The following is a 12,896-nucleotide window of genomic DNA, read 5'->3' as shown; positions in this document are numbered from 1 at the left end:
CCACCTGACACGATCGACGGGTGCCCAGAGTGAGCCAGGACCAGCTCGACGCTCGCCGCCACGAGATCCTCGCGGCGGCGCGGGCCTGTTTCGCCCGGTACGGATACGAGGGTGCCACAGTCCGCCGGCTGGAAGAAGCGACCGGCCTCTCCCGCGGCGCGATCTTCCACCACTTCCGGGACAAGGACTCCCTCTTCCTCGCCGTCGCCGAGGACGACGCGGTGGCGATGGTCTCCACCGTCGCCCGCAACGGCCTGGTCCAGGTGATGCGGGACCTGCTCACCAGCGCCAGCTCCCCGGAGACCGCCGGCTGGCTCGGCAGCCAACTGGAGGTGTCCCGGCGGCTGCGTACCGACCCCGAGTTCGCCAAGCGGTGGGCCGAACGCTCGGCGGCGATCGCCGGAGCCACCCGGGACCGGCTGATCCGGCAGCGCGACGCCGGGGTGCTGCGCGACGACGTACCGATCGACGTCCTGGCCCAGTTCCTCGAACTCGCCTACGACGGGCTGGTGCTGCACCTGGCCATGGGACGCCCCGCCGGCGACCTCGGCCCGGTCCTCGACCTCGTCGAGGAGGCGGTACGTCGACCAGCGGGCGGCGGAGGCGCACACTGAGAGCCCTCACCTCCCCGGACGACGAGGAGTAGCTCACCGATGTGGCAAGTCCCCCTCTTCACCTGGTACTACCTCGCCGCGGCGGCGATCATCCTCGTCGGCGCGCTGCTGCACCGGCGCCGGGCCCTCAGCCAGCCTCCCGGCCTACGGCTGACCGACATCACCCCGGCCCAGGCCGCCTACCTCGACAGCGGGGAACGGCTGACGGTCTACTCCTCCCTGGCCGCGCTGCGCCGGTTGGACGCCGTCGGCGTGACCACGGACCGACGGCTGACCGTCACCGGCCCCCTCCCGCCCGACGCGAGCCGGCTGGACCGGGCGGTCTACGCGGCGGCCGGGAGCGGGTTGTCCCAGCAGTGGCTGCGGGCCGATCCGGAGGTGCTGGCCGCCGTCGCCGAGGTGAAACGCAGCCTGGAGCAGGCCAACCTGCTGCTCGGCCGCGACGTGCGACAATCCGCCCGCCGGGGCTCGTGGCTCCTGCTCGGGCTGCTCGCCCTCGGCGTCGCCCGGCTCGCCATCGGGCTCGTCCGGGACGTACCGGCCGACCATCTCTGGGTGGCGCTCCTCCTGGTCATGCTCGCGTACCTGCTGCTGGTCTCCCAGATCCCGCGCCGCAGCCGCGCCGCCGAGGCCATGCTCGTCCAGCTCCGGCGCGGCCACCGGCACCTCGTCACGTCGGCGAACCCGGACCTCGGCGGGCAGGACACCCACACGGTCGCGATGACCGTCGCACTGTTCGGCATGTCGGTCATGTCCACTCTGGACCCGGAGATGGCGCAGGAGGCGCAGGACGAGCACGGCTCGGCGTCCGCCGGTTCGACACCCCACGCACCGAGCGGTGCCATCGGCAGCGACGGCGGCGGATCCCCCGACTACGGATCCGGTGGCTCCGGGTCCGATGGTGGATGTGGGAGCGGCGGCGGCTGAACGGCTGTGGCGGCAGTGGCGGCCCTGTTCCACAATGACGCCATGCTGATCGACGCCGCGGCCCCGGCGGACACCTGGGGCATCTCCGGGCCCACCTTCCTGTTCCTGTACGTGGCCGCAGCCGGCCTGTTGATCCTCGCTGCCGTCGTACAACGCTCCATCGTCTTCGCCGGCCGGCAGGAACTGGCGACGAGCCAACTGATCCCGGAACAGGCCGCCTACCTCAACGGCGGGGAACGGCTCGCCGTGTACGCCTCGCTCGGCGGCCTGCGAGCCGCCGGCTCGGTCGACACCACCGCCCAGGGCCGCGCCCTCACCACCGCCGGTCCGATGCCGACCGGCGCCACCCAGCTCGACCAGGCCGTCTACAACGCGGCCGGGCGACGGATCCGGCCCCGCGACCTGGGCACCGACGATCGGGTACGGGCCGCCCTGCACGGCATCCGGCGACAGCTCGAACACACCGGACTCGCACCGACCACGGAACAGCGCCGGGCGGCACGTCTCTTCCCGCTGCTACTGCTCGGCCTGCTGGCGGTCGGGGTGGTCCGGTTCATCGCCGGGGTCACCGGAGGCAAGCCGGTGATCTTCCTGCTCATCGTGCTCGTCGCACTCGCGCTGACCACCCTGATCCTGCTCCGCTCGGTGCCGAGGCAGACCCGCGCCGCCCGCCGGGCCGTACGGACGATGAAGGGGCAGCACGAGCACCTGTCCCCCAGCTCCCACCCGTCGTACGACACCTACGGCTCGACCAGTGCCGCCATGGGTGTGGCGCTGTTCGGCGGTGCCGCGTTCTACGCCCTCGACCCGAGCTTCGCCGCCGAGGCGGAGGTCCAGCGCAACCTTGCCAGCGGCAGCGGCGGCAGCGGCTACTCCGGCGACGGGGGTAGCAGCAGCGGTGACGGCGGTGGCGGTAGCAGCTGCGGAGGTGGCGGAGGCTGCGGCGGAGGCGGGGGCTGCGGCGGATGAACCTGCCCGCGTACGGGGTCGGGATCGGGTGGCGACCGGAGATCTCCGGTTTTGTCGCCGAACTGCCCGGACTCCGTTTCGTCGAGGTGGTCGCCGAGAGCGTCGCCGCCGGTGGGCCACCACCGGCGGCACTGACCGCCCTGCGCGAGCGCGGGACCGTGGTCGTACCGCACGGGGTGCGGCTGTCGCTCGGCGGCGCCGAGCCGGTCGAGCCGGACCGGGTCACCCACCTGGCCCGAGTCGCCGAACTGCTGGACGCCCCGCTGGTCAGCGAGCACATCGCGTTCGTCCGGGCCGGCGGGGTCGAGGCCGGTCACCTGCTGCCGGTGCCGCGTACCCGCGACGCGGTCGACGCGCTGGTGGAGAACGTCACCCGGACCCAGGCGGAGTTGCCGGTCCCACTGGCGCTGGAGCCGATCGCCGCGCTCTTCGACTGGCCGGACGACGAGCTGGGCGAGGCGGAGTTCCTCACCGAGATCCTCGACCGGACCGGGGCGTTGCTCCTGCTCGACATCGCCAACGTGTACGGCAACGCACGCAACCGGGGCACCGATCCGGTCGACCTGCTCGACCGGCTGCCGCTGGACCGGGTCGCGTACGTGCACGTCGCCGGGGGCGCCGAGCACGACGGGATCTACCACGACACGCACACCGATCCGACCCCCGCGCCCGTACTCGAACTGGTCGGCGAGCTCTGCGCCCGGCACCGGCCACCGGCGCTGCTGCTCGAACGGGACGGGCGCTACCCACCGGCGCGGGCACTGCGCGACGAACTCGACGCGATCGCCGCCGCCGCCGGTTACCCGGCGATCACGTGAGCGAGGTCGAGCGCCCCGGCCGCGACCGGCTCGCCGCCCGACAGGCGGAGCTGGTCGCGGCCCTGGTGTCCGGTGCGCCGGTGCCCACTGGCTTCGACACCCGGCTGGTCGGGGCGGCCCGCGACGCCCTGCTGCGCAAGCGGGCTGGTGACGTCGGCCGGCACTGGCCGATGCTCGCCGCCGGGCTGGGCGCCGACTGGCTGCCCACGTTCCGGACGTTCGCCGGCACCCGACCGACCAACGGCTCGCTGCGCGACGGCTGGGACCTGGCCCGGGAGTTGGCGACCGGTGGTCGGCTGCCGGAGCCGGCGGCCGAGGAGCTGGCCGTACGGGAGGCCACCTGGCGCTACGACGGCGACTCCAACCCCCGGCCGCGGCGGGCTCCGGCGCTCGGTCGGGCCGGTCGCACCCTGGTGATCCGGGTCGCGGGCCGGGTACGGGTTCTGCGCGGCGGGCTCGGGTAGCACCCGCCTCCGGCGTACGGCAGGATCGTCGCATGGATCTGGGACTCGCAGACCGGGTGTACGTGCTGACCGGTGCCTCGAACGGGCTCGGCTTCGCCACCGCCGAACAACTGGTGGCCGAGGGTGCCCGGGTGGTGATCGCCGCCCGTGACCCCGGCCGGGTGGCGGCGGCGGTCGAGCGGCTGGGCGGTGCGGAACACGCGACCGGGCTGGCCACCACGCTGGGCGACCCTGACACCCCGCAGCGCCTGATCGACGCCGCCGGTGAGCACTTCGGTCGGCTCGACGGGGCACTCGTCTCGGTCGGCGGACCACCCGTCGCCCCGGCCGGACAGGTGACCGACGAGCAGTGGCGGGAGTCGTTCGAAACCGTCTTCCTCGGCACCATCCGAGCCATCCGTACGCTCGCCGGGGTGCTGCCCGAGGGCGGTGCGATCGGCCTGGTCCTGTCCAGCTCGGTCCGGGTACCGATCCCCAACCTCGGCATCTCGAACGGTCTGCGCCCCGGCATGGCCGCGGTGGCCAAGGAACTGTCCGACGAGTACGGCCCGCGCGGCGTACGGTTCGTCAGCCTGCTCCCCGGGCGGATCATGACCGACCGCAACCGCCAGATCTTCGCCGCCAGCGGCGACCCGGAGCGGACCCGCCTCGACGTGGAGGCGGCGATCCCGATGCGCCGCCTCGGTGACCCGGCCGAGTTCGGGCGGGTGGCGGCGTTCGTGCTCTCCCCCGCCGCGAGCTACCTGACCGGGATCACCCTCCCGGTCGACGGCGGCGCGCTGCGGGGCATCTGACCGTGCCGAGTCCCGGGAACGGCACGCCGTCGGGCAGGGTCGCCCGGCCGAGCCGGGAGGAGCTGGCGGCGGCGTACGGGCGGACGATCCCCGACCTGGTCGCACCCGGACTCGACGTGCTGTTCTGCGGCATCAACCCGGGGCTCTACTCGGCGGCGATCGGCCGGCACTTCGGCCGACCCGGCAACCGGTTCTGGCCGGCGCTGCACCGCGGTGGGTTCACCCCCCGGCTGCTCGGCCCGACCGACCAGGAGGAGCTGCTCGGCTGCGGCCTCGGCATCACCGACCTGGTGGAGCGGGCCACCGCCCGCGCCGACGAACTCGACCCGGCCGAACTCGCGCTCGGCGGGCGCCGGTTGGCGGAGAAGGTACGGCGGTACCGGCCGGCGTGGGTGGCGGTGGTCGGGGTGACCGCGTACCGGGTGGCGTTCGGTCGGCGCGGGGCGGCACTCGGGCACCAACCGGAGGGGCTCGCCGGGGCGGGACTCTGGGTGCTGCCGAACCCGAGCGGGCTCAACGCGCACTACACCCCGGACCGGCTGGCCGGCACCTTCGCCGAGCTACGGGCGGCGGTACGGGACGGCCGGTCCGCCCCGGATCACTCCGGGTCGTACTCGCGTCGGGCGACGGTGGTCACCGGCTCGGGGCCGACCGCGTCGGTGTAGGGCTTCGGGGAGTCGGCCACCGAGAACTGGGTCCGGTACAGCTCGGCGTACAGGCCGCCGACCGCGACCAGCTCCTCGTGCCGGCCCCGCTCGACGATCTTGCCGTGGTCGAGCACCAGGATCTGGTCGGCGTCCCGGACGGTGGAGAACCGGTGCGCGATGACCAGCGCGGTACGCCCGGTCAGGGCCACCGCCAGGGCCCGCTGTACGGCCGCCTCGGACTCCGAGTCGAGGTGTGCGGTCGCCTCGTCGAGGATGACGATGGACGGCGCCTTGAGCAGCAGGCGGGCGATCGCGATCCGTTGCTTCTCCCCGCCGGAGAACCGGTAGCCGCGTTCCCCGACCATGGTTTCGAGCCCCTCGGGCAGCGCCCGGACGAGTTCCTCGACCTGGGCACCGCGCAGCGCCGCCCAGAGTTCGTCGTCGGTCGCGTCCGGCTTGGCGTACCGGAGGTTCTCGGCGATGGTCTCGTGGAACAGGTGGGAGTCCTGGGTGACCACTCCGATCTCGTCCCGCAGGGAGTCGAAGGTGGCGTCGCGGACGTCGACCCCGCCGACGCGTACCTCGCCGTCGGTCACGTCGTAGACCCGGGAGACCAGCATCGAGGTGGTCGACTTGCCGGCACCGGACGGGCCGACCAGGGCGACCATCTGTCCGGGTTCGACGGTGAAGGAGACCCCGCGCAGCACCGGTTCGGAGACGGTCCGGTCGAGCGCGGCGACGTCCTCCAGCGAGGCGAGCGACACCTCGGACGCGCTCGGGTAACGGAACCGCACGTCACGGAACTCCAGCCGGCCCTGACCGCGTGGGATGGTGACGGCGTCCGGCTTCTCCGCGATCGACGGCTTCAGGTCGAGCACCTCGAAGACCCGGTCGAAGGAGACCAGGGCGCTCATCACGTCGACCCGGACGTTGGACAGCGCGGTCAGCGGCCCGTACAGCCGGGTGAGCAGCAGGGCGAGGGTGACGACCGTACCGGCGCTGACGGAGCCGTTGACGGCGAGCCAGCCACCGAGGCCGTACGTGAGCGCCTGGGCCAGTGACGCGACGAGCAGCATGGCCACGAAGAACGTACGGGAGTACATGGCGGTCTGCACGCCGATGTCGCGTACCCGGTCGGCCCGTTCGGCGAACCGGCGGGCCTCCTCCTCGGGCTTGCCGAAGAGCTTGACCAGCAGTGCGCCCGCCACCCCGAACCGCTCGGTCATGGTGGCGTTCATCTTCGCGTCGAGGTTGTACGCCTCCCGCGTGATCTCGGCCAGCCGCTTGCCCACCCGGCGGGCCGGTACGACGAAGATCGGCAGTAGCAGCAGCGAGATGACGGTGATCTGCCAGGAGAGGGTGAACATCACCAGGGCGGTGAGGACCAGCTGGATGATGTTGCTGACCACGCCGGACAGGGTCGAGGTGAACGCGCGCTGCGCCCCCGTCACGTCGTTGTTGAGCCGGCTGACCAGCGCACCGGTCTGGGTACGGGTGAAGAACTGCAACGGCATCCGCTGGACGTGGTCGTAGACCCTGGTGCGCAGGTCGAGGATGATGCCCTCGCCGATCCGGGCCGAGTACCAGCGTTGGGCCAGTGACAGGAGCGCGTCCACCACGGCAAGCCCGGCGATGAACAGGGCCAGCCGGACGACGATGGCGCCCGCCTCACCACCACCCTTGGTGATGGTGTTGATGACGTCACCGGCGAGTACCGGGGTCGCCACGCCGATCACGGCGGAGAGTACGACGGTGACCAGGAAGACCACGATGTCCCGCCGGTACGGCCGCGCGAAGGCGACGATCCGACGGGTGGCTCCCCGACTGAGCTGGTGGCTGCGAACCTCGTCCCGGCTGCGCATCGAACGCAGCGTGCTCCATCCGCCCATGCCGCCGCCCGCCATCGGGTTGGACACCCGTCACCTCCGTGTCGCTAATTGTCGCGGACCTTACCGATCCGATTCCACCGACGCTTAAGCTAACCCGAGAGGTAAGTAATCTCTTCCCGCTTGGTCCTTACCATTTGCTTATTTATTCGCCGTGGCCCGCGAGATCGCCTAAACGTCGCATCTGAGCCTCGCGTTCGGCCCGTTGTTGATCGCTGGGCGACCGCCCGGACGCACCGGCCAGCAGCGCCTTGATCTCGACCACCGCGTTGCGGTCCCCCGCCAGTACGGCCGCGGTGAGGTCGGCCACCGCCCCGTCCAGCTCGGCCACGGGCACCACCACCGTGGCCAGCCCCATCCGTTGCGCCTCGACCGCGTCCAACCGGCGGCCGGTCACACAGATCTCCAGCGCCCGCGCGTAACCGACCAGGTCGACCAGGCGCTTCGTGCCGGCCAGGTCGGGCACCAGGCCGAGCGTCACCTCGGCCATGGCGAGGCTGGCGTTGTCGGCCAGCACCCGCAGGTCGCAGGCGAGCGCGAGTTGGAAGCCCGCGCCGATCGCGTGCCCCTGCACCGCGGCGATCGAGATGAGATCGGGGCGGTGCAGCCAGGTGAAGGCGGCCTGGAACCCGGCGATGCGATCGGCCGCCTCCGCCGGAGGCAGCGCGGACAGCGCGGCGAACGAGTCCGGGCCGGTGGCACCGGCGACGGACCGGTCCAGGCCGGCGGAGAACGCCCTGCCCTCGCCGCGTACCACCACGACCCGCACGTTCCCGGGCAGGTCGCGGTCGAATGCGCGCATCGCCCGCCACATCGCGGGAGTCTGCGCGTTGAGCACGTCGGGCCGGCACAACGTCACCGTCGCCACCGGCCCGTCGCATTCCAGCCGCACCCCGCCGTCAGCGGTCACCGTGGGTCCCCACTGCGCGGGGCGCGGACCAGGCTGAGAAGCGACTCACGCCTTCTTGCGACGGCGAGCGCCGCCGCGCTGGCGCAACTGAACGCCGGACTCGGTGAGCACCCGGTGGATGAACCCATAGGAACGGCCGGTCGAGGCCGCCAGGGCACGAATGCTCTCGCCGGACGTGTACCGCTTGACCAGGTCCTTGGCGAGCGTCTGGCGCTCGGCTCCGACGATCCGGCGACCCTTCTCAGTGCTGGTGGCTGTGCCGGTGGCTGCCATGTTGATTCCTCACGTCCCAGACTGTGCGGTTCGATACGGTCCCACCTATTAGACCGCCTCGAACGATCATGCGCCAGATATCAACTCTTCGCCAACCGACACGCACAGCAGTGTCAATTTCCCGATTCAGCGATTGCGCCCAACGGGAAAGGCCACGTACGGACCGGGGCGGGCGTTCTCGGCGTCTGTCCGTACCGATGCACTCCGTGACCGAGAGTCTCGCCACCACCGCCCCGGTGGGCGCGCTCGGGGACACGGGCATCGACAAGATCCTTCGTCCCGCCCCGGCCGTTCCCACCAACCGTCCGTGACCGACTGTTCGTAACCGCACTCTTCGTGACCGACCGTTTGTGACCGCTCGCGGGCACCGGCCGGCCCGGTACTCGTCGGGCGGCTCGTCGCCGACCCTCGGCGGGTCGCGAGCCCTCGCCGCGGTCCACTCGGCTCACTCAGGGCCTGCCGGGACACGCCTGCACCGACGAGGGACAGTAAGTCGACCCGACGAGCGGAAGCCCGACCGGACGCAGGGGTGCCGCCCGACCCGACCGCACTCAGGAGCCCTCGGCCCGACCGCCGCCCGCCGGACCGAACGCAGGAGCGCTCGACCCGACCCGGTCCGCCCGATCGGACGGATGACCGCTCGACCCGACGGTGGTCCGCCCGAGGCGACGCTGATCGCCGGCTCAGGCGAGTTCGACCAGTTCCAGCAGGTCGTCGCTCCAGGCGTCCTCGTCGCCGTCGGGCAGCAGGATCGCCCTGTCCGGCTTGAGTGCCAGCACCGCGCCCGGGTCGTGGGTGACCAGGACGATCGCGCCGGGATAGCGGGCGATCGCGTCCAGCACCTGTTCCCGACTGACCGGGTCGAGGTTGTTGGTGGGCTCGTCGAGCAGCAGCACGTTCGCACCGGAACAGACCAGGGTGGCCAGCGCCAGCCTGGTCTTCTCCCCACCGGAGAGCACCCCGGCCGGCTTGTCCACGTCGTCGCCGGAGAAGAGGAAGGCGCCGAGGATCTTGCGCAGGTCGGTGTCCGACTGCTCGAACGCGGCACTGCGCATGTGTTCCAGGACGCTCCGCTCGACGTCGAGCGTCTCGTGCTCCTGGGCGTAGTAGCCGAGCCGGAGTCCGTGTCCCGGCCGGATCTCCCCGGTGTCCGGTTTCAGTAGACCGCCGAGCATCCGCAGCAGGGTCGTCTTACCGGCACCGTTGAGGCCGAGGATGGCCACCCGGGAACCCCGGTCGACCGCCACGTTGACGTCGGTGAAGATCTCCAGCGACCCGTACGACTTGGAGAGGCCGGCCGCGGTCAACGGGGTCTTGCCGCACGGGGCGGGGCTGGGGAACCGGACCTTCGCCACCTTGTCCGCGACCCGCGAGTCCTCGAGCCCGGACAGCAGCTTCTCCGCCCGGCGGGCCATGTTCTGCGCGGCGACGGTCTTGGTGGCCTTGGCCCGCATCTTGTCGGCCTGCGCCATCAGCGCGCCGGCCTTCTTCTCCGCGTTGGCCCGCTCCCGGCGGCGGCGCCGCTCGTCGGTCTCGCGCTGCTCCTGGTACGTCTTCCAGCCGACGTTGTACAGGTCGACCACCGAGCGGGTGGCGTCCAGGAACCACACCTTGTTGACCACGGCCTCCAGCAGCGAGGCATCGTGACTGATAACGATCAGTCCGCCCTTGTGCCCGGCGAGGAAACCGCGCAGCCAGGTGATCGAGTCGGCGTCGAGGTGGTTGGTCGGCTCGTCGAGCAGCAGGATCCCGCCGCCGTTCTCGGCCGCGTCCCGGAACAGGATCCGGGCCAGCTCGATGCGCCGCCGCTGGCCGCCGGAGAGCGTGCCGATGGTCTGGGCGAGCACCCGGTCGGGCAGCCCGAGGTTGGCACAGATCCTGGCCGCCTCGGCCTCGGCGGCGTACCCGCCGAGCGAGGCGAACTGGTCCTCCAGGGCGCCGTAGCGGCGTACCAGACGGTCTTCGGGGTTGTCGGCGAGCTGCGCCTCGACCTCGGCCATCTGGGCCATCAGCACGTCCAACCCACGGGCGGAGAGCACCCGGTCGCGTGCCGTGACCTCCAGGTCGCCGGTACGCGGGTCCTGCGGCAGGTAACCCACCGCGCCCCGACGGTCGATCTCGCCGGAGTAGGGCTGGCCCTCACCGGCGAGCACCTTGAGCGTGGTGGTCTTGCCCGCACCGTTGCGACCGACCAGGCCGATCCGGTCACCCGGCTGCACCCGCAGCGTGGTGTCGGAGAGCAGGATCCGAGCGCCGGCGCGCAGTTCCAGGCCGGTAACTGTGATCATGTCGTGGACTCACTCTCGGGGTCGAAGGCTGACTCAGGCACACGGATGCACCGGCGGGAACGATGTCCCCCCGGTGCGGGGCGGATCAGCCTTCGCAGAGCAGCACGGCTCCAAGTGTACCGGGCGACCGGCCCGACCCCCGGTGGGATTACCACGCATGATCAGCGCAACGGACCGGTGCCAGGTCAGGCCGGTAGCGGGTCGCCGCAGATCCGCCAGCTCCCCCGGTCCTCGACCACCCGGTACACGTGCGCCTCACTGGCCCCGCTCGGGTCGACCAGGGTCACCCCGACCGAGAACGCAGGGCCGGACCGCTCCATCGTGTCGATCTGGTACGACCGAACCGCCGGCCGACCTCCCACGTCGGCGGTGAACTGCTCCCGGTCGAACCGCTGCCGGGTGTCCGTACAGAGCTGGTCGTACGCCCCGCCGTAGTTGCCGGTGATCAGGCGCTGGACGAAGGAGTCGATGGCGATCCGGGCCGCCGCCTCCGGCTCCTGGTCCGGCCGGAACCAGAAGAACCCGCCGATGCCCAGGCCGGTCAGGCAGAGCAGGAGCGCCAGCCCGCCGACGAACAGCAGCGGTCGGTGGAGGTCCCGGTCCAGCCGCGGCCACGCGGATGCGGAACGACGACGGTTTCGGGCGCGCGAAGCCATGGCGGGAGGGTAGCCAGTGCCCCGCGCCGACGCCATCCGGGATCACCCGGCGGTCGCGGGAACCCGCCTCCGTCACCCCGGCACCGCCGAGCGTGACGCCCACGGCGACGCCCGGGACGGTCGTCAGGCCGGGGCAGAGCGGGGTTCGGGAGGGAGTCAGGCCGGGGGTGGTGCGGGGTCGGGGTCGCGGACCAGGACGCGTACCGCCCGCGCGGCGGCGATCGCGTCGACCAGCACCGCGTGCCGTGGTTCCGGAACGTCGAGCAGCCGGTCCGCGCGCAGGGCGGCGAGCGGAGCGAGCCGTCTGTCGGCCAGGATGCTGTCGATCGCCCGGCGGTCGCCACCCGCCACCACCGCGTCGAGGCTGCCGGCCACCGGAACCAGCAACCGCAGGGCCAGCTCGGCGGCATCCCCCATCGCCGCCTTGGCCTGGTTGTCCCGACGTCGGGCGAAACGCTGCTGAGACCAGCCACCGGCGGCGGTACGCCCCTGCACGTACCGGGTGTCCACCTTGGAGGTCACCAGGTCGGGACCCTCGGCGACGCCGACCGCCACCGCACCCTTGCGGGCCAGCAGCAGCCCCAGTCGGCGGGCGGCGGTCACCCTGTCCAGGAAGCCGGGCAGATCCGGCGCGGCCGGGGTGCCGGGTGGGTGGTGCAGTTCGGCGGTGGCGCCGTCCGGGGCGGTGAGCAGCAGCCCGTACGGCGTGGGGGCGACCTCGGGTGAACCGTGCCGGGCGGTGAAACCGTCGATCCAGCGGGCCACGCGGGCCGGTTCGACGTCGACCCAACGGCCACCGCCTGCGGCGGGTCGGCTGCTCATGCCCCGACCGTACGCCAGAACGTCGCGGACGGTGCGGCCGGCGGCGCGGTCGGGTACCGCCACCGACCCGGTGGGTGGACGACAACCGGGGTGGGTGCCGGGCCCGGTCCGGGAACACGAGCGGGGGGCTCAGTCCGCGAGCAGCAGCCGCAGGGCGAGCAGGACGATCAGCGCGCTGGACACGAGGGCGGTGCCGAGGCGTCCCCGGGGGCTGGCCAGCACCCGGCCGAGCAGCGACCCGCTGCCCGCGACGACGAGCTGCCAGCTCGCCGAGGCGGCGAGCACCGCCGCCACGAAGATGCCCGCGTCGGTGGGGGTGAACGGGGCGGATGCCTGCCGGCCGAGGATGAGCGCGCCGAAGTAGAGGATCGTGGTCGGGTTGAGCAGGGTGAGCGCCAGCACCGCGCCGAACGCCCGACCGGGTGTGGTCAGGCCCCGGTCGTCGCGGGCCGGGCCCGACCGTCCGCGGTGCTGGCGGATCGCCCGGACCACGGTCCCGGTGGCCAGCAGCAGGAGGATCGCCACGGCGAGCAGCCGCAGCGGGCCGGCGGCCGGCTCGATCACCGTGGCCAGCGCGGTGCCGCCGACCACGGCGACACCGGCGTAGAGGCCGTCCGCCACGGCCACCCCGAGACCGGCGCCGGCGCCGACCCGGAACGAGGTACGGGCGGTGAGGGCGACAACCAGTACGGAGATCGCACCGAACGGGATGGCCACTCCGTAGCCGGCGAGCAGTCCGGCAACCAGGGCGTCGACTGAGGCGTTCACCTGCGCATTGTGTCGTTCGAACCCGACTTCGGGCGATCGGATTTAACGCCCCTGTCGCGA

The 12,896-nt window shown here is 72.3% G+C and carries 14 protein-coding genes; 7 read left to right on the top strand and 7 right to left on the bottom strand.

The annotated features are described in order from the left end of the window. The first annotated feature begins 20 nt into the window (after positions 1-20). From OIE47_RS25145 to mug, 7 genes are read left to right on the top strand one after another with little or no spacing between them, the layout of a single operon-like run. Positions 21-614 carry a TetR/AcrR family transcriptional regulator gene (locus tag OIE47_RS25145; RefSeq protein ID WP_326556980.1) on the top strand — a complete coding sequence of 198 codons (594 nt, stop codon included), beginning with the start codon at positions 21-23 and terminating at the stop codon, positions 612-614. A gap of 39 nt (positions 615-653) precedes the next feature. After that, positions 654-1,541, top strand: coding sequence for a TIGR04222 domain-containing membrane protein (locus OIE47_RS25140; RefSeq protein ID WP_326556979.1), 888 nt, complete (start codon positions 654-656; stop codon positions 1,539-1,541). Positions 1,542-1,583: 42 nt separating this feature from the next. Next, positions 1,584-2,510, top strand: coding sequence for a TIGR04222 domain-containing membrane protein (locus tag OIE47_RS25135; RefSeq protein WP_326556978.1), 927 nt, complete (start codon positions 1,584-1,586; stop codon positions 2,508-2,510). Continuing rightward, the gene (locus OIE47_RS25130) at positions 2,507-3,328 is read left to right on the top strand and encodes a DUF692 domain-containing protein (RefSeq protein ID WP_326556977.1); all 822 of its coding nucleotides are present in this window, start codon (positions 2,507-2,509) and stop codon (positions 3,326-3,328) included. The genes OIE47_RS25135 and OIE47_RS25130 overlap by 4 nt, the downstream gene beginning before the upstream one ends. Next, positions 3,325-3,792 carry a hypothetical protein gene (locus tag OIE47_RS25125; protein WP_326556976.1) on the top strand — a complete coding sequence of 156 codons (468 nt, stop codon included), beginning with the start codon at positions 3,325-3,327 and terminating at the stop codon, positions 3,790-3,792. The genes OIE47_RS25130 and OIE47_RS25125 overlap by 4 nt, the downstream gene beginning before the upstream one ends. A gap of 32 nt (positions 3,793-3,824) precedes the next feature. Next, complete coding sequence (locus OIE47_RS25120) at positions 3,825-4,586, top strand: SDR family oxidoreductase (RefSeq protein WP_326556975.1); 762 nt, start codon at positions 3,825-3,827, stop codon at positions 4,584-4,586. A gap of 2 nt (positions 4,587-4,588) precedes the next feature. Beyond that, complete coding sequence (gene mug, locus OIE47_RS25115; RefSeq protein WP_326556974.1) at positions 4,589-5,251, top strand: G/U mismatch-specific DNA glycosylase; 663 nt, start codon at positions 4,589-4,591, stop codon at positions 5,249-5,251. On the opposite strand, the gene OIE47_RS25110 is transcribed toward mug, so the two are convergent. The 7 genes from OIE47_RS25110 to OIE47_RS25080 form a co-directional block, all read right to left on the bottom strand. Further along, positions 5,185-7,137 (bottom strand): ABC transporter ATP-binding protein, encoded by a 1,953-nt coding sequence (locus OIE47_RS25110; protein ID WP_326563238.1) that lies wholly within the window; start codon positions 7,135-7,137, stop codon positions 5,185-5,187. The two genes, mug and OIE47_RS25110, sit on opposite strands and share 67 nt — an antisense overlap. A gap of 127 nt (positions 7,138-7,264) precedes the next feature. Continuing rightward, positions 7,265-8,029, bottom strand: a complete 765-nt coding sequence (locus OIE47_RS25105; protein ID WP_326556973.1) for an enoyl-CoA hydratase/isomerase family protein — start codon at positions 8,027-8,029, stop codon at positions 7,265-7,267. A 45-nt stretch (positions 8,030-8,074) separates the two neighbouring features. After that, positions 8,075-8,302 (bottom strand): helix-turn-helix domain-containing protein, encoded by a 228-nt coding sequence (locus tag OIE47_RS25100; RefSeq protein WP_007462679.1) that lies wholly within the window; start codon positions 8,300-8,302, stop codon positions 8,075-8,077. A gap of 683 nt (positions 8,303-8,985) precedes the next feature. Then, complete coding sequence (locus tag OIE47_RS25095) at positions 8,986-10,590, bottom strand: ABC-F family ATP-binding cassette domain-containing protein (RefSeq protein WP_326556972.1); 1,605 nt, start codon at positions 10,588-10,590, stop codon at positions 8,986-8,988. Between the two features lie 185 nt (positions 10,591-10,775). Then, positions 10,776-11,246: an Rv0361 family membrane protein gene (locus OIE47_RS25090; protein ID WP_326556971.1), complete on the bottom strand. Its 471-nt coding sequence runs from the start codon at positions 11,244-11,246 to the stop codon at positions 10,776-10,778. A 156-nt stretch (positions 11,247-11,402) separates the two neighbouring features. Beyond that, positions 11,403-12,068, bottom strand: a complete 666-nt coding sequence (locus OIE47_RS25085) for an acVLRF1 family peptidyl-tRNA hydrolase (RefSeq protein ID WP_326556970.1) — start codon at positions 12,066-12,068, stop codon at positions 11,403-11,405. Positions 12,069-12,197: 129 nt separating this feature from the next. After that, entirely contained in the window at positions 12,198-12,836 is a 639-nt protein-coding gene (locus OIE47_RS25080; protein ID WP_326556969.1) for a LysE family transporter, read from the bottom strand. Between the last annotated feature and the right edge of the window lie 60 nt (positions 12,837-12,896).

Source organism: Micromonospora sp. NBC_01796 (assembly GCF_035917455.1).
Taxonomy (GTDB): Bacteria; Actinomycetota; Actinomycetes; order Mycobacteriales; family Micromonosporaceae; genus Micromonospora_G.
Note: the sequence above shows the minus strand (reverse complement) of the source record. Positions and strands in the feature narration are given on the sequence as shown.

Bases quoted from the DNA above. Each gene is read 5' to 3' on its own strand.
- OIE47_RS25140 (WP_326556979.1), top strand. From the start codon at position 654: ATGTGGCAAGTCCCCCTCTTCACCTGGTACTACCTCGCCGCGGCGGCG.
- OIE47_RS25135 (WP_326556978.1), top strand. From the start codon at position 1,584: ATGCTGATCGACGCCGCGGCCCCGGCGGACACCTGGGGCATCTCCGGG.
- OIE47_RS25130 (WP_326556977.1), top strand. From the start codon at position 2,507: ATGAACCTGCCCGCGTACGGGGTCGGGATCGGGTGGCGACCGGAGATC.
- OIE47_RS25120 (WP_326556975.1), top strand. From the start codon at position 3,825: ATGGATCTGGGACTCGCAGACCGGGTGTACGTGCTGACCGGTGCCTCG.
- OIE47_RS25110 (WP_326563238.1), bottom strand. From the start codon at position 7,137: ATGGCGGGCGGCGGCATGGGCGGATGGAGCACGCTGCGTTCGATGCGC.
- OIE47_RS25100 (WP_007462679.1), bottom strand. From the start codon at position 8,302: ATGGCAGCCACCGGCACAGCCACCAGCACTGAGAAGGGTCGCCGGATC.
- OIE47_RS25095 (WP_326556972.1), bottom strand. From the start codon at position 10,590: ATGATCACAGTTACCGGCCTGGAACTGCGCGCCGGCGCTCGGATCCTG.
- OIE47_RS25090 (WP_326556971.1), bottom strand. From the start codon at position 11,246: ATGGCTTCGCGCGCCCGAAACCGTCGTCGTTCCGCATCCGCGTGGCCG.
- OIE47_RS25085 (WP_326556970.1), bottom strand. From the start codon at position 12,068: ATGAGCAGCCGACCCGCCGCAGGCGGTGGCCGTTGGGTCGACGTCGAA.